At 74.0% G+C, this 22,108-nt stretch carries 22 protein-coding genes; 18 read left to right on the top strand and 4 right to left on the bottom strand.

Annotated elements, in window-relative coordinates:
* Positions 1 to 51 precede the first annotated feature (51 nt).
* Both ACIP67_RS27815 and ACIP67_RS27810 read left to right on the top strand, forming a co-directional pair.
* On the top strand, positions 52 to 1,452 hold the full coding sequence (locus ACIP67_RS27815) for a neutral/alkaline non-lysosomal ceramidase N-terminal domain-containing protein (protein ID WP_401695585.1): 1,401 nt from the start codon (positions 52 to 54) through the stop codon (positions 1,450 to 1,452).
* Positions 1,449 to 2,738 carry a hypothetical protein gene (locus tag ACIP67_RS27810; protein ID WP_401695584.1) on the top strand — a complete coding sequence of 430 codons (1,290 nt, stop codon included), beginning with the start codon at positions 1,449 to 1,451 and terminating at the stop codon, positions 2,736 to 2,738. Before ACIP67_RS27815 ends, ACIP67_RS27810 begins: the two co-directional genes overlap by 4 nt.
* Before the next feature lie 88 nt (positions 2,739 to 2,826).
* On the opposite strand, the gene ACIP67_RS27805 is transcribed toward ACIP67_RS27810, so the two are convergent.
* Positions 2,827 to 3,396: a DinB family protein gene (locus ACIP67_RS27805; RefSeq protein ID WP_401695583.1), complete on the bottom strand. Its 570-nt coding sequence runs from the start codon at positions 3,394 to 3,396 to the stop codon at positions 2,827 to 2,829.
* A gap of 88 nt (positions 3,397 to 3,484) precedes the next feature.
* Between ACIP67_RS27805 and ACIP67_RS27800 the strand changes: the two genes are divergently transcribed.
* Entirely contained in the window at positions 3,485 to 3,976 is a 492-nt protein-coding gene (locus ACIP67_RS27800; RefSeq protein ID WP_401695582.1) for a peptidylprolyl isomerase, read from the top strand.
* A gap of 280 nt (positions 3,977 to 4,256) precedes the next feature.
* Here ACIP67_RS27800 and ACIP67_RS27795 read toward each other — a convergent pair whose 3' ends face one another.
* On the bottom strand, positions 4,257 to 6,269 hold the full coding sequence (locus tag ACIP67_RS27795) for a beta-galactosidase (RefSeq protein ID WP_401695581.1): 2,013 nt from the start codon (positions 6,267 to 6,269) through the stop codon (positions 4,257 to 4,259).
* Between the two features lie 142 nt (positions 6,270 to 6,411).
* On the opposite strand from ACIP67_RS27795, the gene ACIP67_RS27790 reads away from it, so the two are divergent.
* The 4 genes from ACIP67_RS27790 to ACIP67_RS27775 all read left to right on the top strand — a co-directional run bounded on the left by ACIP67_RS27790 (position 6,412) and on the right by ACIP67_RS27775 (position 9,720).
* On the top strand, positions 6,412 to 7,161 hold the full coding sequence (locus ACIP67_RS27790) for a hypothetical protein (protein WP_401695580.1): 750 nt from the start codon (positions 6,412 to 6,414) through the stop codon (positions 7,159 to 7,161).
* A gap of 28 nt (positions 7,162 to 7,189) precedes the next feature.
* Positions 7,190 to 7,396: a hypothetical protein gene (locus ACIP67_RS27785; RefSeq protein WP_401695579.1), complete on the top strand. Its 207-nt coding sequence runs from the start codon at positions 7,190 to 7,192 to the stop codon at positions 7,394 to 7,396.
* A gap of 390 nt (positions 7,397 to 7,786) precedes the next feature.
* The gene (locus ACIP67_RS27780; protein ID WP_401695578.1) at positions 7,787 to 8,473 is read left to right on the top strand and encodes a VC0807 family protein; all 687 of its coding nucleotides are present in this window, start codon (positions 7,787 to 7,789) and stop codon (positions 8,471 to 8,473) included.
* A 5-nt stretch (positions 8,474 to 8,478) separates the two neighbouring features.
* A complete protein-coding gene (locus ACIP67_RS27775) occupies positions 8,479 to 9,720 on the top strand; it encodes an aromatic ring-hydroxylating dioxygenase subunit alpha (protein WP_401695577.1) in 1,242 nt (413 codons plus the stop codon).
* A gap of 42 nt (positions 9,721 to 9,762) precedes the next feature.
* On the opposite strand, the gene ACIP67_RS27770 is transcribed toward ACIP67_RS27775, so the two are convergent.
* On the bottom strand, positions 9,763 to 9,978 hold the full coding sequence (locus ACIP67_RS27770) for a hypothetical protein (RefSeq protein WP_389518319.1): 216 nt from the start codon (positions 9,976 to 9,978) through the stop codon (positions 9,763 to 9,765).
* A gap of 76 nt (positions 9,979 to 10,054) precedes the next feature.
* On the opposite strand from ACIP67_RS27770, the gene ACIP67_RS27765 reads away from it, so the two are divergent.
* On the top strand, positions 10,055 to 10,393 hold the full coding sequence (locus tag ACIP67_RS27765) for a cupin domain-containing protein (RefSeq protein ID WP_401695576.1): 339 nt from the start codon (positions 10,055 to 10,057) through the stop codon (positions 10,391 to 10,393).
* Between the two features lie 110 nt (positions 10,394 to 10,503).
* Here ACIP67_RS27765 and ACIP67_RS27760 read toward each other — a convergent pair whose 3' ends face one another.
* Positions 10,504 to 11,940 carry a sulfatase-like hydrolase/transferase gene (locus ACIP67_RS27760; RefSeq protein ID WP_401695575.1) on the bottom strand — a complete coding sequence of 479 codons (1,437 nt, stop codon included), beginning with the start codon at positions 11,938 to 11,940 and terminating at the stop codon, positions 10,504 to 10,506.
* Between the two features lie 322 nt (positions 11,941 to 12,262).
* Between ACIP67_RS27760 and ACIP67_RS27755 the strand changes: the two genes are divergently transcribed.
* The 10 genes from ACIP67_RS27755 to ACIP67_RS27710 are packed head-to-tail and all read left to right on the top strand — an operon-like array spanning position 12,263 to position 22,081.
* Positions 12,263 to 13,645, top strand: coding sequence for an ABC transporter substrate-binding protein (locus ACIP67_RS27755; protein ID WP_401695574.1), 1,383 nt, complete (start codon positions 12,263 to 12,265; stop codon positions 13,643 to 13,645).
* Positions 13,642 to 14,619 (top strand): carbohydrate ABC transporter permease, encoded by a 978-nt coding sequence (locus ACIP67_RS27750; RefSeq protein WP_401695573.1) that lies wholly within the window; start codon positions 13,642 to 13,644, stop codon positions 14,617 to 14,619. The genes ACIP67_RS27755 and ACIP67_RS27750 overlap by 4 nt, the downstream gene beginning before the upstream one ends.
* Before the next feature lie 59 nt (positions 14,620 to 14,678).
* Positions 14,679 to 15,560 carry a carbohydrate ABC transporter permease gene (locus ACIP67_RS27745; protein ID WP_401695572.1) on the top strand — a complete coding sequence of 294 codons (882 nt, stop codon included), beginning with the start codon at positions 14,679 to 14,681 and terminating at the stop codon, positions 15,558 to 15,560.
* A gap of 26 nt (positions 15,561 to 15,586) precedes the next feature.
* Entirely contained in the window at positions 15,587 to 16,771 is a 1,185-nt protein-coding gene (locus tag ACIP67_RS27740; protein WP_401695571.1) for a LacI family DNA-binding transcriptional regulator, read from the top strand.
* Entirely contained in the window at positions 16,768 to 17,784 is a 1,017-nt protein-coding gene (locus ACIP67_RS27735; RefSeq protein ID WP_401695570.1) for a Gfo/Idh/MocA family protein, read from the top strand. Before ACIP67_RS27740 ends, ACIP67_RS27735 begins: the two co-directional genes overlap by 4 nt.
* The gene (locus tag ACIP67_RS27730) at positions 17,777 to 18,247 is read left to right on the top strand and encodes a hypothetical protein (protein WP_401695569.1); all 471 of its coding nucleotides are present in this window, start codon (positions 17,777 to 17,779) and stop codon (positions 18,245 to 18,247) included. Before ACIP67_RS27735 ends, ACIP67_RS27730 begins: the two co-directional genes overlap by 8 nt.
* 12 nt (positions 18,248 to 18,259) lie before the next feature.
* Positions 18,260 to 19,153 carry an SIS domain-containing protein gene (locus tag ACIP67_RS27725; protein ID WP_401695568.1) on the top strand — a complete coding sequence of 298 codons (894 nt, stop codon included), beginning with the start codon at positions 18,260 to 18,262 and terminating at the stop codon, positions 19,151 to 19,153.
* Positions 19,154 to 19,168: 15 nt separating this feature from the next.
* Positions 19,169 to 20,230, top strand: coding sequence for an ROK family protein (locus ACIP67_RS27720; RefSeq protein ID WP_401695567.1), 1,062 nt, complete (start codon positions 19,169 to 19,171; stop codon positions 20,228 to 20,230).
* On the top strand, positions 20,227 to 21,204 hold the full coding sequence (locus ACIP67_RS27715) for a 1-phosphofructokinase family hexose kinase (RefSeq protein ID WP_401695566.1): 978 nt from the start codon (positions 20,227 to 20,229) through the stop codon (positions 21,202 to 21,204). Before ACIP67_RS27720 ends, ACIP67_RS27715 begins: the two co-directional genes overlap by 4 nt.
* 16 nt (positions 21,205 to 21,220) lie before the next feature.
* Positions 21,221 to 22,081, top strand: coding sequence for a class II fructose-bisphosphate aldolase (locus ACIP67_RS27710; protein WP_401695565.1), 861 nt, complete (start codon positions 21,221 to 21,223; stop codon positions 22,079 to 22,081).
* Positions 22,082 to 22,108: the final 27 nt, after the last annotated feature.

The following is a 22,108-nucleotide window of genomic DNA, read 5'->3' as shown; positions in this document are numbered from 1 at the left end:
CCATCCGGCCCGCCCGTGCCGCGCCACCCCCACGCCCACCAGGAGAGACCCTTGCACCAGAAGAGTCCGGCCACCCCGGAACCCTCGCACCAGAAGAGTCCGGCCACCCCGGAACCCTCGCACCAGGAGAACCCGGCACCCCTGGAGCCCTCCCCGTCCACCACCGCCACGCCCCCCGGCGCACCGCCCGGCGCGGGGCTGCGGGTGGGCGTCGCCAAGGCGGACATCACCCCCGTGGACCTGACCGGTCTGCACCCCATGCCCGGCGACTTCACCGGCGTGCACGACCCGCTCTTCCTGCGCGCGCTCCACCTCAGCGACGGGGACACCGAGGCGGCGCTCGTCTCCCTGGACCTGATCGAGGCCGGCGACGTCACCCCCCTGCGCGAGCGGATCGAACGCGAGCTGGGCATCCCCGCCGACCACGTCGTCGTCACCGCGACGCACACCCACAACGCCCCCCGCATCGCCGACGTCTCGCCCGGCGCGCTCGCCCACGCGGGCGGACCGGAGTCGTTCGCCTACACCGAGGTCGTCTACGACCGGATCGTCACCGCGCTCCGCCGGGCCCGGGACACCGCCCGGCCGGCGCGGTTCGGCGCGGGCACGGGCACCGCCGACGTCAACGTCAACCGCGAACTCCACCGAGACGGACACTGGACGCTCGGCCACAACCCCGACGGCCCGTCGGACAAGACCCTGTGGGTGCTGAGGTTCGAGGACCTCGACGGTGCGCCGATCGCCCTGGTGGTCAACTACGCCGTCCACTCCACCGTGGTCTTCGGCACCTCCGAGGTCAGCGGCGACCTGGCCGGAGCCGCCTGCCGGCACATCGAGGACGTACTCCACGACGAGCGGGCCGGTGGTGGCGCCGTGGCCCTGTGGACCCCCGGCCCCCTCGGAGACCAGGCACCGCGGATCGACCTCGGCGTCCCCTTCGGGACCGTCCCCGACGAGCGCCGCACGGCTCGGGCCTACGCCGCCATGGAAGCCCAGGGCCTGATCGTCGGTGCCGAGGCGCTGCGCGTGGCGGACGGCATCCGCACGTCGGCGGACGTCCGCCTCGACGCACGGCAGCGGACCGTGCTCTGTCCCGTCAAGCCGGGCCGTGACGTCATGGAGACCATGCGCCAGGACGGCTCCGGCACGGTGCCGCTGCGCCTGTCCCTGATCCGCCTCGGCGACGTGGCCGTCACCGGCGTCTCCGGCGAGGTCGTCACCGAGATCTGCCGACGGCTGCGCGACCGGTCGCCGCTGGCCCGCACCCTGCTCGTCTCCCTCGCCAACGACCGCATCGGATACCTCGCCGACGACGCCCGCTTCGACCGGCCCGTCCACTCCGTCAACGGCTGCCCCGTCCGGCGCGGATACGCCGAGGACGCCATCGTCGACAACCTGGTGGACATGATCACCGGCCGGCCCGCCCCCCGCCCCGCCGAGGACGCACGATGACCCCGCTCGACGACACCTTCACCGCGGGCGCCGGCCGGGCGGCCGTCGACCTCACGGACGGAATACTCCCCGTCGACGGATTCACCGGCGTGCACGACCCCCTGCACGCGCGAGCGCTCGTCCTGGACGACGGACGGACCCGGCTGGCGCTGGTGGTGATCGACCAGACGTCGATCGGCGAGGAGCAGGTGGACCGCACCCGGGAGATCCTGAGGCGTACCGCCGGGGTCGACCCGAGCCACTGTCTGGTCGTGGCCAGCCACACGTTCTCCGCGCCGCACGTCCTTCCGCTCGGCCGCACCCCGGCGGACGAGACCGGCCGCAACGCCCGCCTGGCCGCCGCCGTCGACGACGCGGTGACCCGGGCCGCCGGACGGGCGGTGCGCACCCTGCGCCCGGCCCGCCTCGGATTCGGCCGCGGGACCTGCCGCGTCGGCGTCCAGCGGGACGTGCCCACCCCGCACGGCTGGTGGCTGGGCGCCGACGACGCCGGCCTCACCGACGACAGTGTGGGCGTGCTGCGCATCGACGCCCTCGACGACCGGCCCGTCGCCCTGCTCGTCAACCACGCCGTCCAGTCCTCCGTGATGAACGGCGTCACGACCGCGGCGGGGGAGCGGCAGGTCAGCGCCGACCTCGCGGGCGCGGCCACCCGCCGCATCGAGGAACACCACGGCGGCGACACCGTGGCCCTGTTCCTGATCGGCGCCGCCGGAGACCAGGCGCCCTACCTGACCGCCGGCCGCACCTGGCCCGACGAGGACGGCGTCCCGCGGCGGACGGAGGTGCGCGACGACGGACACGTCCTGGTCGGCCTCCTCGGCGAACGCCTCGGGGACACGGCACTGCGTACCGCCGCCCGCATCCGCACCGCACCGCTCACCACCCCGCTGCGGGTGACGCACGACGTCGTCGAGGTGCCCGCCCAGAAGCCGCCCGCGGGCCTGCACACCCTGCGCCCGAGGACCCGGTACACCTTCGAGCCCGACGGCACCGCACCGGTACCCCTCGTGGCGGCACGCATCGGCGACACGGTGTTCACCGGTCTCCAGGCCGAACTGAACGCCGCCACCGGGATCGCCGTCAAGGCCGCCTCGCCCTTCCCGCACACCTGCGTCGTGACCATGGTCAACGGCGCCGCCAAGTACATGGCGGACTCCGGCGGCTACGACCGCATCACCTACGAAGCCATGAACTCCCGCTACGCGCGCGGCGCGGCGGAAACCGTCGCCGACCGCCTCACCGGCCTCCTGCGCGCGCTGCACGCCCAGGACCGCGGACGCTGATCACCGAGGGCGGCCGCCGGCCGAGACCCCCGTGCCCCGGAGGACCCGGGGTGCGGGGGTCGAGCCGCGGTCGCCGTGCTCGCCCCCGTCACTGGCCCACCCGTCCGTCGACGCACTCGCGCAGCAGGTCGGCGTGCCCGCAGTGACGGGCGTACTCCTCGATCCGGTGCACCATCAGCTCCCGGACCGCGATCCCCTCCCTCCCCACCCGCCGGCCCAGGTCCGGGTGCCCGGCCAGCGCGGCGTCGGTCGCGTCCTGCTCACGCTCCAGATCGCGGAGCGCGGCGTCGACCACGGCCTGATCGGCGACCGCTCCGTCGAAGTCCGCGTCACGCCCGCCGTACAGCTTCGGCAGCGGGTCACCGTCGCTGATCCAGTTGTGCCAGTCCCGTTCCACCTCGGCGAGGTGCCGGACCAGGCCGAGCAGGGACATCGTCGACGGCGGCACCGAACGGCGGGCCAGTTGCTCCGGGTCCAGGCCCTCGCACTTCATCCGCAGGGTCATGCGGTAGTTCGTCAGGAAGTCCAGGAGTGTCGCGAGCTCGCCGTCCGGACTCGGCCCTTCGCTGTTGCGGGGGTCGTCGTCCGGATCGGCCCACATGTCGGGGTAGACGGTCGACTGGGTCCATCGCGCGGGTCGGTCGCTCATACGCCGCATGGTCGTCGGTGACGGCCCCGGTACGCCATCGAGTTACGCCCCGGCCCCGTCCCGCGCCCGCTGTGGGCCGGAGACATACGATGGCCGAATGACCACTGTGCTGCTGAACACCTCCGCCGGGGACATCACCCTGGAGCTCGACGACTCCAAGGCGCCGAAGACGGTCGCGAACTTCGTCGAGTACGTCAAGGCCGGCCACTACGACGGCACCGTCTTCCACCGGGTGATCCCCCGTTTCATGATCCAGGGCGGCGGCCTGACCGCCGACATGCAGCAGAAGGCGGCGCCCCGGCGGGTGGAGAACGAGGCGGGCAACGGCCTGCGCAACGACAAGTACACGGTGGCGATGGCACGGACGGCGGACCCGCATTCGGCGAGCGCCCAGTTCTTCATCAACACCAACAGCAACGATTTCCTGAACCACCCCGGCCAGGACGGCTGGGGCTACGCGGTGTTCGGCAAGGTCGTCGCGGGCAGCGACGTGGTGGACGCGATCGAGGGAGTGCGCACCACGTCCCGCGGCGGGCACGGCGACGTGCCGGTCGAGCCGGTGACGATCGTGTCCGCACGGCTGGCCTGAGCCGGTGACGTCCGCCCGCGCAACCCCTGGCGGGGCGACGCGGGCGGACCGCGCGTCCCGGGTCCGCGCGTCCCGGGTCCGAGCGTCCCGGGTCCGAGCGTCCCGAGGGAGTTGCCCGTCAACTGTCGACGGGCGGCGCCGGCCACTGCGTGTCCACCCGCCGACGACCGTGCTCGTCCCACGGTGAGGACGCCGGCACGTCGTCCCGGCACGGGTCTCCCTCGTGCACCGGGCGCGTCCCCGCCGCTCGCCCGCGCTCACCGCGGCCGCGGCACACGCCTCAGGATTCGCGGATCACCGCCACCGCACCGGCCGGCAGCGTGAGCCCGCCCTCCCCGGCGGCCGCGCCGCTCACCAGGTCCTCGCCGGTGACGGCCACCCGGACATCGGCGTCGGTGTGGTTGACCAGGAACAGGAAGCGGGAGCCGTCGTCGGCGTGGCGCCGGACGGCCTCCACCCCGGCGGGCAGCCCCGGCACCTCCGCCGAGACGCCCGCCTCGGCGAGCAGCGCGTCGAGGACGGCGGCCGTGCCGGCCTCGTCCAGGCGGGTCGCCACGTACCAGGCGGCGCCCCGGCCGGCGCTGTTGCGGGTGACGGCGGGGCGTCCGGCGAGCGGTCCCTCCGCCCAGGTGCGCACGGCCCGCGCGCCGTCGAGACGGGTCTTCTCGCTCCACAGGTCCGCTCGGCCGCCGTCGTCGAGCAGCGGGGCCTCGTTCTCCAGCAGCGGCCAGAACTCCTCCGTCCGCACGCCGAGCAGTTCGCGGAAGGCCCCCGGGTAGCCGCCGAGGCGTACGTGGTCGTGCTCGTCGGTGATGCCGCTGAAGAAGGTGATGAGCACCGACGCCCCGGCGTGCGCCGCTTCGGCGATCCGGGCGGCGTCCTGGTCGGTGACGGTGTAGAGGGTGGGGACGACGACCAGCCGGTAGCCGGTGAGGTCGCTCTGCGCGCCGACGACGTCGACGGTGATCCCGCGCCGCCACAGGGCGCGGTACCAGCGCATGACCTCGTCCGGGTAGCGCAGCGCCTCGGTGGGGTGGCTGTCGAGCTCGCTGCCCCACCAGGACGGGTAGTCGAAGACGAGCGCCGCCCGGGCGCGGACCCTGCTGCCCCGGACGGGTGCGAGGGCGCCCAGTCGGCGGCCGAGTTCGACGGTGTCGCGGAAGACGTCGCTGTCCGGTCCGGCGTGGGGCACCATCGCCGAGTGGTACTTCTCGGAGCCCGCCGCGGACTGCCGCCACTGGAAGAACATCACGGCGTCGGCGCCGCGTGCCACATGGGCGAGGGAGTTGCGCAGCATCTCGCCGGGCCCCTTGGGGCGGTTGCGGGGCTGCCAGTTGACGGCCGAGGTGGAGTGCTCCATGAGCATCCACGGTTCGCCCCCGGCGACACCGCGGCTGAGGTCGGCGCAGAACGCGAGCTCGATGTGGGCCTCGGGGTCGGCCGCGACGGTGTAGTGGTCGTTGGCGACCACGTCCATGTCGGCCGTCCAGGAGAAGTAGTCGAGCCACTTGGTCCGGGTGGTCATCATGAAGTTCGTGGTGGCCGGCACGTGCGGGGTGACCTCGCGCAGCACCTCGCGCAGGGCCCGGTAGTGGGTGAGGTGCTCGTCGGAGCAGAACCGGGCGAAGTCGAGCTGTTGGGTGGGGTTGACGGTGGTCGGAGCGGCGAGCGGGGGCAGGACCTCGTCGAAGGAGTCGTAGCGCTGTGACCAGAAGGCCGTCCCCCACGCGGCGTTGAGCGCGTCGACGGTGCCGTGCCGCCGGGCGAGCCAGCCGCGGAAGGCGTCCGCCGCGGCGTCCGAGTGGTCGTGCGGGACGTGGCAGCCGAGTTCGTTGTCCACGTGCCACAGCGCGAGCGCGGGATGGTCCCGGTAGCGTTCGGCGACCTTGCGGGTCATCCGGACCGCGTACTCCCGGAAGACGGGGGAGGAGACGGCGTAGGACTGCCGGCTGCCCTGGTGGAGGACGGTGCCGTCGGCGGTGCGGGGCAGGATCTCCGGGTGCGCGCGCGTCAGCCAGGGCGGCGGGGATGCGGTGGCGGTGGCGAGCGCGACCCGGATGCCCGCGGCGTGCAGGCGGTCCAGCACGGCGTCGAGCCAGCCGAAGTCGTACACGCCCTCCCGGGGTTCGAGCCGCGCCCAGGAGAAGATGCCGACACTGACCAGGTTCACGCCGGCCCGGCGCATCAGCTCGACGTCCTCCACCTGGACGTCCACGGGCCATTGCTCGGGGTTGTAGTCCCCGCCGTAGGCGATGCCCGGAGTGTCGAGCGGCCAGGGCCTGTGCGTGGTCATCTGCTGGTCCTCCGGCGTAGGGGGCGTGCGTCGTCCGGGCCTCACCCTAAAGGGCAGTAAGCGCTTTCTCCAGAAAGCGCGTTCTACGGGGCCCGGCCGGGCCTCTTGTGGCGGGAGCCGCCCCGAGGCGAGGATGTCGACCATGTCTGCGGGGGAGCAAAGCGGGACGGGGGGCCGTCCCGCGGTCAGGGACGACGGCCGGTCCGCGGTCAGGGACGACGGCCGGTCCGCCGAAGAGGAGGCGCCCCCGTCGGCCGAGGGGGCCGAGAATCCCTTCGGCGAGGTGACGAACACCCTGTGGGGCTCGCTCATCGCGTTGGCGGGCCTGCTCACCGCCCTGGGCATGAACAGCGACAGGCTGTTCGTCGCGCTGAACAACCACACGGTGTGGACCCTGGTCGCGCCCGCCCTGGCCATCACCGCCGTCGCCCTGTGCCTCTACGCGTACTTCACCCACCGGAAGCCGCTTCTGATCATCGGAAGCACGGTCTACGTCGCGGCTCTCGTCGCCTCGCTGGTCGTCGCGACCCTCGCCGCCGCCGGGAACGGCAGGCCGACCGTCACCAGCGTGAGCCTGACGGGGCAGCGACCCCACCTGTCGCTGACGTTCACCGTCCACGCGGTCGGCGTCGACCGCAACGACCACGTGGCCGCGTTCGCGCGGTCGCTGTACGCGCCGGACGACGACCGGTCGGACACGGAACTCTACGCGGCCTCGCTCCGGCCCGACGACATGGGCGAGGTGGACCAGAAGATCACCATCCCGCTCACGGTGCCGGAGCGCGCCACCTACCTCACGATCAACGTCTCCAACAGCGGGGACAAGGGCAAGAGCCAGTGCACCACCCGTTCCCCGACCGCTCCCGCCTGCGTGACGGTGAAACTGCCCTGAGCGCCCGTTCCCCTCCTCAGCCGCCGTCGTGCGGCGGGGACAGACGCAGTACGGTGCCGTCTCCGTCGGCGGAGACGACGAGCGAACCGTCCGGAGCCGCGGCGAGGCCCGCGAATCGGAGGGGGACCGCCCGCTCGCCGAGGCGGCCTTCGCCGCCATGATCGCCGACCGCACCGGCCGGACCGCCGACGACCTGGCCGTCCCGATGGAAGCGGGTACCGAGCCGGCCTCATGAGCGACGGCGGGCACCCGACGGAGCCGGTCGGGCGGGCGTCCGCCGAGTGCCGGCGCCGACGCTCGGCAGCCGACGCGGGGACTCCTCGCCGGCTGAAGGCACTCCTCGCCGGCTGAGGCGCACGATGGCGGGACGGTCACCGGCAGGACCGCTCCGGCCACGCCTCCATGGTGCCGAGCTGCCCCCACGCGGCACCATCACCGTCGGTCGGGGCCACCGATCGCCGCCTCACCCGCCCCCTCCCCCGCCCCCTCCCCGTGGACGAGCTCCGGCCCGGTGACTCCCGGTCGGGCGCGGTGCCGGTCAGGTGGGGGTACATCCAAGGATGTACCCGGCATATCGTGCCTCGCGTCGATTCGGTGATCTTCGCAGGTTCCTACGGTTTTCCGTATGGCATCACCGAACGGTCGAACCGGAACACACGACATGCCGACGCGGTGGACGGCGGCCACCCCGCTCCTGATCGCCGTGGTCCTCCCCGTGGCCGTGTTCTACGTCCTGCGGTCGCAGGGGGTCAGCCAATGGCTGGCGCTGACGCTCAGCGGGGCGGTCCCCGCGGCGCGCATGGCCGTCGTGGCCGCCACCCGGCGCCGCGTGGACAGTTTCGAGGCGTTCATGATCGGCATGCTGGCGGTGCGCGTCGTGACGTCGCTGCTCACCGGCAGCCCGCGGGTCATCCTCGTCAAGGACGCCGGACTCGCGGCGGCTGCCGGGCTCTGGATGCTGGGCTCGCTCCTCGCGGCGAAGCCCTTCGCCTTCCAGGCCGTCCAGTCCTGGCACAGGCCCACCGCCGCGCGCACCCGGGAAGCGGCCTGGGGCGTCTCACCGGCGCTGCGCCGCGGACTGACCCGGCTGACGGTGCTGTGGGGCTCCGCCCAACTGCTGGACTGCGGGGCCGGAGTGCTCTTCGCGCTGCTGCTTCCGGTGGAGTCGGTTCCGGCGCTCAACCGCGCGAAGGGGCTGGCGCTGGTGTGCGCCGTCGCCCTCGTCACCGTCTCCTACAGCCGCCGCTACGGGCGGCGGCACGCACTGTCCCTCTTCGGTTCGCCACCCCTGAACCCGGAAAAGGAAGGCTGATCACCATGACGCTCCACCGGCCCCACCACCGGACCCACCACCGGACCGAGGCCGAGGTGCCCGCGTCCGCCGCGCCCCCCGCGTCCGCCGCTCCCGGGGTGCTGCGCGAGACGCTCGCGGAGCTGCGGCGTCTGGCCGCGCTCCCCCTCGAACGAGGCCGGACGCTGCCGCCCCACGCCTACACCTCGCCCGAACTGTACGCATGGGAGGCCGAACGGATCTTCCGGCGGGAGTGGCTGTGCGTGGCACGGGCCGAGGAGATACCGCAGCCGGGGAGCTATCTGCGGCTGGACGTCCTCGGCACCCCACTGGTGATCACCCGGGACGAGCAGGGCGAGCTGCACGCCCTGTCCCGGGTGTGCCGCCACCGGTTCATGGACCTCCTGCCGCCGGAGACAGCGCCCGAGCACGGCTGCCTGAAGCGGCTGACCTGCCCGTATCACACCTGGACCTACCGGCTGAACGGCCAGTACGCGGGGCAGCTCGCCGGTGCCCCCCTGATGCAGCGGGTCGACTTCGACCGGGCCGGCTGCCGGCTCCCGGCGCACCGCGTCGAGGTCTGGAACGGCTTCGTCCTGCTCAACCTCGACCCCGGCGCGGCACCGGCGGCGCCCGGACTGCGCGGGCTCGAACCACGGCTGGGCAGCCTCGGCATCGCGGACTGGGTGAGTGTCCATACCCAGGTCTGGGAGGGCGTGCCCGCCAACTGGAAGGTCGCGGTGGAGAACGGCTCCGAGAACTACCACCACATGGGTACGCACGCGGCGACCCTGGATCCGGCGCTGCCGGGCCGGGACACGGAGGTCGACGAGTGCGACGGCCGCTGGTTCACCATGTTCACGCCGCTGTCGCACCCCGAGCGCGACGGCACGGGCTCGGGGCGGCGCACCCGATCCGGCCGGGGTTCGCGGCCGGGGATGCTCATCGCCGGCATCTTCCCGCAGTTCGTCCTGGCGGTCCTGCCGGACAGCGCGGTCAGCATCCGCTGGCTGCCCACCGGGCCCGCCACCCACGACACGCGGATCACGGTCATGGTCCCGCCCGGAGTGCCGGAGACGCCCGGATTCGCCGAGCGGCTGGCCGGCGTACGCGCTCGGATCGACCGGATCCAGGAAGAGGACCTGGTGGCCGTCCGGGGCGTCCAGCGAGGCCTGGCCTCCCACCCGGCCCCCTCCAACGGCCGCTTCTCCCACCTGGAACGCCCGTTGTGGCAGTTCCAGCGCTACCTCGCGGAGCGACTGCTGTGACCGCGGTCCGGCACCGACTCCTGGGACCGGCAGGCGGTGACGTCACGACGTGCGGACCGACCACACCTCGGGTCCGCCACCGCGCCACTCGATCAGGTCCGACGTCGTCACGTCGATGTTCTCCAGCCCGGCCCGCCGCAGGAACTCCTCGACGTCCCGCAGGCCGTACGCCAGGCCCAGGATCTCGCCGTCCGCGCGAACCCGCCGCCCGCCGCTCGGCGACGGCCGGCCCACCACCACGGGACGGCGTCCGGACATGACTCCAGCATCGTCCGCGCGGGCCGCTCACGCATCCGGACGCCGCTCACCGCGGCCGTGCCACCGTCACCACCACGTGCCGGACGCTCGCCCACGAGCCCACGAGCCCACGAACCTCGTCCGCTTCTCCCCGGGCGCCCGCACCCACTGGCACGTCCACGCCGTGGGCCAGACCTTGCACGTGGTCTGCGGCATCGCCCTGGTCGGCACCCGCGACGGCACCGTCTTCGAAGCCCACCCCGGCGAGACCGTCAGCTGCCCGCCGGGCGAGGAACACTGGCACGGCACCGCCCCCGACCGCTTCATGGAACACATCGCCCTGTGGGAGGCAACCGGCGACGACACACCCGAGACCGTGTGGGCCGAGCCCGTCACCGACCGGCAGTACGGCGGCCACCGCAGCCGCGGGCAGTAGCCCCGGGGCCCGGGGCAGGAGTACGGGCCGACGGCTTCCAGCACCCGGGCCCGCAGGCCGGTGAACGCCTTGTCCGGTCCATGGCTCGCTCCGGTGGCAGACCGCCGAGTTCAGCCGCCCGGTGGCGGCTCGAAGGCGGTGGCGAGGGAGCCCGGGCCCACCGGGGTGCGCTGGCCGGTGCCGGCGACCGGGAGGCGGGCGCCGTCCAGAGCCGGATCGACGTGGGCGGCGAACCATTCGTCCAGCCGGGCGGCCAGCGCGGTGCGCAGGGCGCGGTGCTCGGGGTCGTCGGCGAGGTTGCGGTCCTCGTCGGGGTCGGCGATGAGGTCGTACAGCTCGTGCGGGCCGTGCGGGTGGCGGTGGACGTACTTCCGGTCACGGGTGCGGATCATGCGCACCGGACCGTACTCGTCGTAGACGACGACCCGGTCGTGGCCGGCGGTGTCGCCGGTGCCGTCGAGCAGGCCGGCGAAGGAGCGGCCGGGCAGCGGCGGCCGGGCCGGGTCGGGGGCGAGGGGGTCCAGGCCGAGGTGGTCGAGGAGGGTGGGCAGCAGGTCGTACTGGGAGAGCAGGGCGTCGCTGACGCGGCCGGCGGGGATCCGGCCGGGCTGGGCGGCGAGGAAGGGGACCAGGACCGAGCTGTCGTACATGTTCTGCGGGAAGGTGCCGTTGCCCTTTCCCCAGATGCCGTGGTGGCCGGCGTTGAACCCGTTGTCGCTGGTGAAGATCACCAGGGTCGACCGGGTGAGGCCGAGGGTGCCGAGGCGGTCCAGGACGCGGCCGATGGCGGCGTCCATGGCGGTGGTCGCGGCGAAATAGCCGATCAGGGCCTGGCGGGTGTCGGATTCGCCGCCGACCGGGGAGCCGTCGGCGTCCAGGGGCTGCCAGGGGTGCGGGGGCCCCTGCGGGCAGGTTTCGAACGGGCAGTTCTCGTACAGCGTCGTGTACTCGCGGGGGTGCTGTCCCTTCCAGGGCTTGTGCGGAGCGGTGAAGTGCAGGGAGAGGTGGAAGGGTTCGGGGCGGTCGGCCTCGGCGTCCAGGAAGCGTTCCGCGTCGGCGGCGAGGGCGTCGGTGAGGTAGGCGGGTTCCTCGGTGCGGACGCCGTCACGGTACATGGGCGCGCCCCGGTAAGGTCCGCCGCCGCTCTCGTGGGCGTACCAGTGGACGAAGCCCTTGCGGGGGCGGTCGTTGGCGCCCAGGTGCCACTTGCCGCTGAGGCCGAGCCGATAGCCGGCGTCGGCGAGCAGGTCGGTGAAGAGGGTCTGGCCGGCCAGGAAGTCGCGGCCGGTACGGCCGGCGTGGTGGTACGACAGCCAGTCGTGGACGCCGTGCTGGGAGGGGAGCCGGCCGGTGAACAGGGAGGCGCGGGCCGGGGAGCAGACCGGTGAGGTGCAGAAGAACCGGCTCAGGCGCAGGCCGCTCGCGGCCAGGGTGTCCAGGTGCGGGGTGCGTATCTCATGGTTTCCGGCGCAGCCCAGCGCCCAGGGTCCCTGATCGTCGGAGAGCATCAGCAGGACGTTGGGGCGGGACGGATCGCGGCTTGCCATGGGTTTCGGTCTCCCCGGGGTTCGGCGGCAGGCGGAGGCAGCGGTGGAACGAACGGGTGGTGTCGGGTGTCGAGACGCCCGAAATCCTTGGCGCGAAGCAGTCTCCCAGTCAACTGTTTCAACCATATGAATACGGTGCGGCGTTGGGCGCCGGAGTGTGAAGAGATGCGCGAGCGCTCCGAATGCACCGGCATGGTCGCGGAGTCATACGCAATTCATTACGGATAACTCCCGTTGACTGCCGCATGGACCGGAACCAATCATTTGGTCATTCCTCCTCTCGCTTCAGGCCATCACCGGCCACCACCACAGGAGCGCGCCCATGTTCGCTGAAAGAACGCCCGCGGTCACCCGGGAGCACGGCCGGCCCCTCGGCCGGAGTCCCCTCGTCGCCCGTTCCCTCAGCCGGCGTTCCGTCCTCGGGACCGCCCTCGCCGCCACGGCCGGGCTGGCCACCGGCTGCGGCAACGGCTCATCGGCCACCGGGGACGGCTCCTCCTCGTTCACCTACTGGTCCATGTGGAAGCAGGACGAACCGCAGGCCGACGTCCTGCGGGCGGCGATCGACCAGTTCACCGAGGACACCGGTGTCGAGGTGAGCGTGGAGTGGAAGGGCCGCCAGGTCGTCCAGCAGCTCGCACCGACCCTGAACACCTCCAACGTCCCGGCCGACCTGGTGGACTCCTCCGACCGGTTCGCCTACGCCCAGCTGTACGCCACCGGCCAGGCCCTCGACCTCGGCCCCGTGCTCGACCTCGCGATCCACGGCGAGAGCGGCAACACCGTCGGCAGTGTCGTCCCGGCGAAGTACACCGACCTGAACACCACCGACGGCGTCCTGTGGCAACTGCCGTACGAGGTGGTCACCACCCAGATCTGGTACGACGGTCACGCCCTGCCCGACGTCGCCGCCAACCCCCCGGCGACCTGGGACGACTTCAGCGAGTTGCTGGCCGTCCGGCGCCGCGGGCGCGGTGACGGGCCGCTCGCCCTGGACGGTGACATCGCCGATTACACGGCCTACTGGACGTACTACGCGGTCCTGCGCGGCCTCGGCCCCGGCGCGTTCGGCAAGGCGGCCACCGACCGGAGCGGCGCGCTGCTGAAGGCCGACGGCTTCGTGGCGGCCCTGTCGAAGATCGAGGACCTGGTCGCAGGCGGCGACTTCACCAAGGGGTACGACGGCTCCAAGTGGCCGGCCGTGCAGCAGAAGTGGGCCAAGGGCAGGTCGGACTTCCTGCTGCTGGGCACCTTCACCCCGAGCGAGACCGCGGAGTTCGCGGGCTCCGACTTCACCTACCGGTCCTTCCCCTTCCCGGCGTTCGCCTCGGACGGGGACGCCTCACAGGACATCTCCCTCATCGGTTTCTCCATACCGAAGAAGGCGCGCAACGCCGCCGCCGCGCAGAAGTTCCTCGCCTACTTCTTCGCCAAGAAACACCTGGCGGGCATCTCCACCCAGGCCAAGAACCTCACCCCGCGCGCCGACATCGCCGCTCCCGCCGAACTCGCCGACGCGCAGAAGGCCCTGGAGTCCCGCGAGGTCGTGAAGACGCTGGACGGCGTGAAGGAGACCGCGGCCGAGTGGTACACCAAGGTGTTCCAGCCGCTGAACACCACGTTCCTCACCGGCGGCCTCACCGCGAAGGCCTTCGCCGCGAAGCTGGCCGACGACTCCGCGGGCTACTGGAAGACGGCCGCGTGAGCGCCACCGACACCGCCCGGGTCACCGCGCCCGGCCGCGCCCGCACCGGACGCCGCCCCGCCCCCGTCCGAGCGGCGGGCCGGCCGAGCCCCCTGACCGCCCGCCGCCGCCGGCTGTTCTGGCCGCTGCTGCTGCCGGCCGTCCTGGTCTACGTCGTCTTCTTCGCCGGACCCTCGCTGTACACGCTGTGGCTCAGCCTCAACGAGTGGGCGGGCGCCGGCCCGATGACCTTCGTCGGTCTGGACAACTACCGCCGGATGTTCCAGGACCCGACCTTCCACCACGCCTTCGCCAACACCCTGTGGATCATCCTCGGCGTGGGCGCGGTGACCTTCCTGGTCTCGTTCGTGCTGACGATGTTCCTGCGCGACATGAAGGGCCGCAGAGCCGCCCGGTCGATCCTGTTCTTCCCCAACATCGTGCCCAGCGTGGTGCTGGCCATCCTGTGGGGCTTCCTCTTCCAGAGCGACGGCCTGGTCAACGCGGTCGCCAGGGCAGCCGGGGTGTCCGAGCCGCCCAACTGGCTCGGCCAGGAGCACCTGTTCTCGGTGATCATGGTCGGGCTGGTGTGGACGTCGACCGGCTTCTACACCACCATCCTGATGGCCGCCGTCGACCAGATCCCGCCCGAGCTGTACGAGGACTGCGAACTGGCCGGGGCGAACGCCCTCCAGAAGTTCCGGCACGTCACCCTCCCGCTGATGTGGGACGTGGTCGGGGTGTGCGCGGTGCTGTGGACCATCTCCGCGGTCAAGGTCTTCGAGTTCATCTACGCCTTCGCCGGGGCCGCCGGCCAGATGCCCGACACCGGCGTCTGGAACACCGCCCTCTACACCTACGGCGAGGCGTTCGCCTCCGGCGGCGTCCCCCGCTACGGCTCGGCCGCCGCCAGTGCCGTGGTGATGCTCGCCCTGGTCGGCGTGCTCGTCGTCCTCGTCCGCCGGGTCATGCGCCGCGACTCCGTGCAGTTCTGACCCCGGCCCGTCCCGCTCCCGCCCCACGTCCGCATCCCGTCGTCACGGAGGTCCCCCCGATGGCCGTCGTCAGTCCCGGCCGGAGCCCCGGCCCGCTCACCCGCCGGCTGCGCCGCCTCACCGCGGGCCGTGTCGCCGGAGTCCCCCTGGTCTGGCTCTTCGCCGCCTTCAACGTGCTGACCGGACTATGGCTGCTGCTGTCCTCGGTGAAGAGCGCCGACGACATCTTCAGCTCCCCCTGGGCACTCCCGGACACCTTCCACTGGGACAACTACGCCCGCGCGTGGACGGGCGGGCTGTTCGGCCGGGCCGCCGCCAACACCCTGGCCGTGGTCGGCGGCACCGCCGTCCTCACCGTGCTGCTGGCCGCACCCGCCGCGTACGTCCTCAGCCGCGTCACCACCCGCCTGAGCGGACCGTTCACCCTGTTCTTCGCGCTCGGTCTCGGCATCCCGGCCCAGGTGGTGATGCTGCCGCTGTTCGTGGTCATGAACCAGCTCCAGCTGGTCGACAGCCTGTTCGGGCTGATCGTGGTCTACGTGGCGACCTCGCTGCCGTTCGCGGTGTTCTTCCTCACCGGCTTCTTCACCACCCTCCCCGTCGAACTGGAGGAGGCCGCCGCCCTCGACGGCGCGTCCCCCTTCCGCACCTTCTGGCAGGTCATGCTGCCGCTGGCGCGCGGCGGACTGGTCACCGTGCTGATCCTCAACGTCATCCAGCACTGGGGCGAGACCGTCTTCGCGCTGGTCTTCGTCCAGAGCACCGACCACCAGACCCTGTCCCTCGCCCTCCTCGGACTGCTCCAGCAGATGCAGTACAACGGTGCCGACTGGGGCGGCCTGTTCGCCGGAGTCGCCATCGTGGTCCTCCCGGTTCTCGCCGCCTACATCTGGCTGGGCCGACGGATCATCGAGGGAATGACCGTCGGCTCCGTCAAGTGAGCCGCATCCCGGGGGGACCTACGACCGTGAACACCGACACCGACACCGCGACCCGCGACCTGAAGTTCCGCCGGCTCGCCGCCGAACTGCGGCAGCGGCTCCTCCAGGGCGTCTGGCCGGCCGACTCCCGGCTGCCCACCGAGAAGGAACTCGCCCACACCAGCGGCACCTCGGTCTCCACCGTGCGCCGCGCCGTGGACGAACTGGTCGCCGAGGGACTGGTGGTACGGCGCCAGGGCTCCGGCACCTTCGTGGTGCCGCCGGACACGCCCGCCCCGAGCCGGGCCCTGGTCGGCGTGATCGTCCCCGACACCGCGTTCTACTACCCGAAGGTCCTGCACGGCATCGAGGAGACCCTGTCCGCCGCCGGCGCCCGGCTGCTGTTCGCCTGCTCCGGCTACGACCAGGCCCGCGAGGCCGAGGACCTGCGGGACATGCTGGACGCGGGCGTCGACGGGCTGCTCGTCGTCCCCACCCTCCACGGGCCCGTACCGGCCGCCGACTGCCTGGCCCGGCTGGCCGCCATGCCGGTGCCGACGGTCCTCGTCGAACGCAGGGCCACCTCCCTCGCCGACACCAACACCTCCGTCTGCACCCACCACGAGGCCGGCGCCTACGACGCCGTCCGCCACCTCGCCGCCCTCGGCCACCGCCGGCTCGGCCTGGTGCTGCGCGACTTCAGCCCCACCACCGGCCCGGTGGCCGACGGATTCCACCAGGCGATACGCGAACTCGGCGCGAGCAGCACCGAGTTCCGCGCCGCCCGCCAGGAGTGGAGCCCGGCGGTGGCCGACCGCTGCCTGGCCGCGTTGCGCGCGGCCGGCGCCACCGCCGCCGTCTGCTTCGGCGACCGGCAGGCCGCCCTGCTGCTCGCCGCCGCCCGCCGGGCCGGCCTCACCGTCCCCGGCGACCTCGCCCTGGTCGCCTACGACGACGAAATCGCCGACCTCGCCGACCTGCCGCTCACCGCGGTGGCCCCGCCCAAGGAGCAGCTGGGCCGGATCGCCGCCCGGACCCTGCTGCGGCGTCTGGACGACCCCGCCCGGCCCGGCGGCCGGGTCCTGCTCCGCCCCACCATCACCGTCCGGCAGTCCTGCGGAGCGGCGGCCGCCGCCGCCCGGGCCGCACTCACCCCCACCGGTACCGGCGCGGCCGCCGTCGCGGCGCCCGCCCCGCCACCGGTCCCCACCCTCGAGGAGAGCACTCCGTGACCGACATCCGGCTCGGCCTGATCGGCGCGGGCGCCGTCGGCGTCCTGCACGCCGACGCGGCCGCCGTCACCCCCGGCGTGCGGATCACCGCAGTCTGCGATCTCGACGCCGGCACCGCCCGCCGCGTGGCCGGCCCCCTGGACGCCTCCGCCTTCACCGACCACCGCGCGCTCATCGCCTCCGGGCTGGTGGACGCCGTCGTCGTCAACACCCCCCACGCCCTGCACACCGGCATCGTCACCGACGCCGCCGGGGCCGGACTGCATGTGCTGGTCGAGAAGCCGATGGCGACCAGCACCGAGGACTGCGCCCTGATGGAGGCCGCCTGCGACGCCGCCGGCGTGCTGCTGTTCGTCGGCCACATCCAGCACTTCCTGCCGCCCGTGGCCGCTGCCAAGGCCGCCGTCGACGCGGGGGTGATCGGCAGGATCCTCGCCGTCCACGACTGGCGCGCCACCGACTACCGTCCCGGCAGCCGCCCCGCCTGGTTCTTCGACCCGGCCGTCTCCGGCGGCGGTGTGTTCATCAACATCGGCACCCACTGCGTGGACCGGCTGCTGTGGCTCACCGGCAGCCGCGCGGTCGCGGTCACCGCCACCGCCGCGACCCGGGGCGGACTGCCCGTGGAGACCGACGTCCTGGCCCGGCTGGAGCTGGCCGACGGGACGGCCGGCCACATCACCGTCACCAGCGCCCTGCTGCCGCCCCGCGACGAACTCACCGTGATCGGCGAACGCGGCACCCTTCTCGTCTCCCGTGGCGTCGGCACCCGGCTCCACCCCGACGACGGCTCCGCCCCCGTGCTGCTGGCCGCCGAGTCCGAGGACGACGTCCCGGCCGCCTTCCGCGACCAGCTCGCCGCGTTCGCCGGGGCGGTGCGCGGGGAACGGCCCTGCGCGGTCCCCGCCGCATACGGCCGCCGGGTCGTCCGGACCGTCGAGGCCGTGTACGCCGCCTGCGCCACCGGGGAACGCCAGGTCCTCGGCGGTCCGGTGGAGGTGCCCGTTGGCTGAGCCCACCGAAGGGGCTCCCGTCTCCCGGGAGCCGGCGTTCGGCACGCCCGGCCGCCCAGACGCCGGCGTGCGGGAGGTGACCCGGCCGGCCCGCGCCCACGGCTGCACCGGGGTGGAACTGCGCCGCGACCCGCCCGAGGGCCTGCTCACCCCCGCCTCCCCAGCCGCCGAACGGGCCCGTGTCACCGCCCTGTCGCGGGACGCCGGGGTACGGGCCCCGTGGCCGGCCGGGTACGTGCGGGCCGCCGACGGCCCCCTGACCGACACCGCCTGCCTCCACGCGCCGGCCGAGCCGGCCGACCCGGCGGCCGGGGCGGCGGGCGTCCGGGTCCTCCCGGACGCGAACTTCCCCGGCCCGGAGGCGGACGTGCGCGGTACGGCGACTGCGCGCCGCCGTTCCCCCGGCCGCCGACGCCGGGACCGCCCGGCGCGGACGAGCCGCCCCCTGTCTTCCTCCTCCTGAAAGGAAACCCCCGTGTCGCACACCCTGGACGAGATCGCCACCCAGCCCGAGTGCTGGCTGCGCGCCGCCGAGGCCGCCGTGGAGGCCGCCGACGCGCTGCCGCAGCCCGGCGAGGACGTCGCCGTGGTCGGCTGCGGCACCTCGCTGTACATGGCGCGTTCCTACGCCGTCCTGCGCGAGGAGGCCGGCCACGGCCGGACCGACGCCTTCGCCGCCTCACAGTTCCCGGCCCGCCGCCGCTACGACCGGATCCTCGCCCTCACCCGGTCCGGCACCACCACCGAAGTCCTGCGGCTGATCGAGGAGCAGGGCAGGACCGGTGGCGCCGCCACGCCGGTCACCGCGATCACCGCCGACGGGGCCACCCCGGTCGCCGCCGCGGCGGGGCGGGTCGTGGTGCTGCCGTTCGCCGACGAACGGTCCGTCGTGCAGACCCGGTTCGCGACCACCGCCCTCGCCCTGCTCCGCGCCCACCTCGGCGAGGACCTCGGCCGGGCGGTCGAGGACGCCCGGGGCACCCTGCTCGAACCGGTGGACCCGGCCCTGGTCGCGGCGGAGCAGTTCACCTTCCTCGGCGACGGCTGGACCTGCGGACTCGCCGACGAGGCCGCGCTGAAGATGCGGGAGGCGGCCGGCTCCTGGACCGAGAGCTACCCGGCGATGGAGTACCGCCACGGCCCGATCAGCATCGCCGCCCCGGGCCGCGCCGTCTGGGTGTTCGGGCAGGTGCCCGCCGGACTGGACGAGGACATCGCCCGCACCGGTGCCGCCCTGGTCCACTCCGGCGGACTCGACCCGCTCGCCGACCTGATCCGCGCCCAGCGGCTGGCCGTGGCCAGGGCGGAGGCGGCCGGACTGGACCCGGACCGGCCGCGCGGCCTGACCCGTTCCGTCGTCCTCGGCTGACCGGAGGACCCGGCGATGTCCCCTATGACGACGCGCGGCGGCCCGCCGCCCGGACTGGTGGTCGCCGTCGACCTCGGCGGGACCGGCATCAAGGCCGCGCTGGTGGCGCGGGACGGCGCGGTGGTGCGCTCGGTGCGCCGGGAGACCCGGCGGGAGGCGGGGCCCCTGGCCGTGCTGGACCGGGTGACCGCGACCGCCGCCGAACTCGCCGAGACCTGCGTGGCGTCGACGGGCCGCGCGCCCCTCGCGGCCGGGGTGGCGGTTCCCGGACTGGTCGACACCGAGCGCGGTGTGGCGCGCTACTCGGCCAACCTCGGCTGGCGCGACCTGCCGTTGCGCGCCCTGCTCACCGAACGGCTCGGCCTGCCGGTCGCGTTGGGCCACGACGTGCGGGCGGGCGCGCTGGCGGAGGGCCGGCTGGGAGCGGGCTCGGGCCACGACGACTTCCTGTTCGTGGCCCTGGGCACGGGTGTCGCCGCCGCCCATGTGCGGCAGGGCCGGGTGCTCGACGGCAGCCGGGGCGGCGCGGGTGAACTCGGCCACCTGGTCCTGCGGGCCGGCGGCCCGCGCTGCGGCTGCGGACGCCGGGGCTGTCTGGAGACGCTCGCCTCGGCCTCGGCGGTGGCCCGGCGCTACGCGGAAGCGAGCGGGTGCGCGGAGACCGGCGCGGCTGGACGGCAGGGGCGGGCACCGGCGCGGAAACCCGGGCGTGCGCAGGAGCGCGGGCAGGAGCAGGGGCACGAGCAAGGGCACGAGCAGGAGAACGCCGTCACCGCCGAACGCGTACGGGAACTGGCGGGCGCGGGCGATCCGGTCGCCCGGCGCGTCTGGCGCACCGCCGTGCACGCGCTGGCCGACGGACTGGCCGCGTACACCGTGCTGTGCGAACCCGGACTGGTCGTGCTGGGCGGCGGACTGGCCCGCGCGGGCGCGGACCTGACCGATCCGCTGCGCGAGGCGCTGGCCCGCCGGCTCTCCTTCCACCGCCCGCCCCCGCTGGCGCTCGCCGCGCTGGGCGACCGGGCCGGTTGCCAGGGCGCCGCCCTGCTCGCCCTGGACCTGGCGGTCGCCGTATGACGATCACCACCGTCACCCTCAACGCGGCCGTGGACGTGACCTACACGGTCGACCGCATCCGTACCGGTGCGAGCCACCGGCTCGCCACCGCCCGGCACCGGGCGGGCGGCAAGGGCGTGAACGTGGCCCGGGTGCTGACCGCGCTCGGCCGGCCCGCCCTGGTCGCCGGGCTGGCCGGCGGCCCGGCCGGGGACGCGGTGCGCCGGGACCTGGCCGCCTCCGGGATGGCCGAGGCGCTGACCGCCATCGCCGGGACCACCCGGCAGACCGTGACCGTGGTCGAGGAGGCGGCCGGGGACGCCGCGGTGTTCCTGGAGCCGGGGCCGGAGGTGAGCGCGGCCGAATGGCGCGCGTTCACCCGGCACTTCGCGCGGCTGCTCGGCCGGTCCAGGGCGGTCGTGCTCTCCGGCAGCCTGCCGCCGGGCCTGTCCGAGGACGCGTACGGCGAACTCGTCGCCGCCGCGCGCCGGTCGGACGTCCCGGTCGTCCTCGACACCACCGGGCCACCGCTGCTCGCCGCCCTGGCCGCCGGCCCCGACCTGGTCAAACCGAACGCGGCCGAGCTGCGCGAGACGGTCGGCGCCGAGGACGTCCGGGCCGGCGCCGAGACCCTGCGCCGGGCCGGGGCGCGGTCGGTGGTCGTCTCGCTCGGCGCCGAGGGCCTGCTCGCGGTCGCCCCGGACGGCGTCTGGCGGGCCCGTCCACCGGAGCGCCTGGCCGGCAACCCGACCGGCGCCGGGGACGCGGCGGTCGCCGCCCTGGCCGCCGGGCTGGCCGATCGGACCCCGTGGCCGGAGCGGCTGCGGGCGGCGGTGGCGCTGTCGGCCGCCGCCGTACGGGCCCCGCTGGCCGGCGACTTCGACGCGCCGGCCTACCGCGATCTGCTGTCCCGCACCGCCGTGACGGCCCTGCCCGCCGTCACCGCCGTCCCCACGCCCCGGCCGGCCGACCCGGCCGCCGTGCCCCTCTCGTAAGGACCAGGAGATCCCCATGCCCCTCGTGGGAACCGGAACGCTCGCCACCACGGCCGCCGCCGAGGGCCGCGGGCTCGGCGCCTTCAATGTGATCCAGCTCGAACACGTCACCGCGATCGTGGACGCCGCCGAGGAGGCGGGGTGCCCGGTGGTGCTCCAGATCAGCGAGAACACCGTCCGCTACCACGGTGCCCTGCGCCCGCTCGCCAGTGCCGCGCTCTCCGCCGCCGAGGACGCCCGGGTCGCGGTCTCGGTCCACCTCGACCACGCCGTGTCGCCCGCGCTGGTCGAGGAGGCCGTCGCGCTCGGCGTCCCGTCGGTGATGTACGACGCATCCGCCCTTCCCTACGCCGAGAACGTCACCGCGACCGCCGCCCTGGCCGAGCGCTGCCGCCGGCGCGGGGTGTGGGTGGAGGCCGAACTGGGCGAGATCGGCGGCAAGGACGGCGCCCACGCCCCCGGTGTGCGCACCGACCCGGCCGAGGCCGCCGCGTTCGTCGCCGCCACCGCGGTCGACGGGCTGGCCGTCGCCGTCGGCACCTCGCACGCGATGCTCACCCGGGACGCGGCCCCCGACTTCACGCTGATCCGCGCGCTGCGGGCGGCGGTCCCGGTGCCGCTGGTCCTGCACGGCTCCTCCGGGGTCGGTGACGCGGGCCTGGTGGCGGCGGTCGCCGCCGGGATGACGAAGATCAACATCTCCACTCATCTCAACTCCCGTTTCACCAGTGCCGTCCGGGCGGACCTGAAGGCCCGTCCCGGCTCCGTCGACCCGCGCCGCTACCTCGGCGCGGGCCGGGACGCGGTCACCGCGGAGACCGCCCGTCTGCTGCGTCTGCTCGACCGGCCGGTCCGGGAGCCCGCCGCCCGCTCCTGATCGCGTCGCCGGCCCCCTCTGCCGTTC

The sequence above is a fragment of the Streptomyces sp. NPDC088812 genome, from assembly GCF_044750285.1.
Taxonomy (GTDB): domain Bacteria; phylum Actinomycetota; class Actinomycetes; order Streptomycetales; family Streptomycetaceae; genus Streptomyces.
Note: the sequence above shows the minus strand (reverse complement) of the source record. Positions and strands in the feature narration are given on the sequence as shown.

Coding starts and splice junctions, on each gene's coding strand:
- ACIP67_RS27810 (WP_401695584.1), top strand. CDS start 1,449: ATGACCCCGCTCGACGACACCTTCACCGCGGGCGCCGGCCGGGCGGCC.
- ACIP67_RS27805 (WP_401695583.1), bottom strand. CDS start 3,396: ATGCGGCGTATGAGCGACCGACCCGCGCGATGGACCCAGTCGACCGTC.
- ACIP67_RS27800 (WP_401695582.1), top strand. CDS start 3,485: ATGACCACTGTGCTGCTGAACACCTCCGCCGGGGACATCACCCTGGAG.
- ACIP67_RS27795 (WP_401695581.1), bottom strand. CDS start 6,269: ATGACCACGCACAGGCCCTGGCCGCTCGACACTCCGGGCATCGCCTAC.
- ACIP67_RS27790 (WP_401695580.1), top strand. CDS start 6,412: ATGTCTGCGGGGGAGCAAAGCGGGACGGGGGGCCGTCCCGCGGTCAGG.
- ACIP67_RS27780 (WP_401695578.1), top strand. CDS start 7,787: ATGGCATCACCGAACGGTCGAACCGGAACACACGACATGCCGACGCGG.
- ACIP67_RS27775 (WP_401695577.1), top strand. CDS start 8,479: ATGACGCTCCACCGGCCCCACCACCGGACCCACCACCGGACCGAGGCC.
- ACIP67_RS27770 (WP_389518319.1), bottom strand. CDS start 9,978: ATGTCCGGACGCCGTCCCGTGGTGGTGGGCCGGCCGTCGCCGAGCGGC.
- ACIP67_RS27760 (WP_401695575.1), bottom strand. CDS start 11,940: ATGGCAAGCCGCGATCCGTCCCGCCCCAACGTCCTGCTGATGCTCTCC.
- ACIP67_RS27755 (WP_401695574.1), top strand. CDS start 12,263: ATGTTCGCTGAAAGAACGCCCGCGGTCACCCGGGAGCACGGCCGGCCC.
- ACIP67_RS27745 (WP_401695572.1), top strand. CDS start 14,679: ATGGCCGTCGTCAGTCCCGGCCGGAGCCCCGGCCCGCTCACCCGCCGG.
- ACIP67_RS27720 (WP_401695567.1), top strand. CDS start 19,169: ATGTCCCCTATGACGACGCGCGGCGGCCCGCCGCCCGGACTGGTGGTC.
- ACIP67_RS27715 (WP_401695566.1), top strand. CDS start 20,227: ATGACGATCACCACCGTCACCCTCAACGCGGCCGTGGACGTGACCTAC.
- ACIP67_RS27710 (WP_401695565.1), top strand. CDS start 21,221: ATGCCCCTCGTGGGAACCGGAACGCTCGCCACCACGGCCGCCGCCGAG.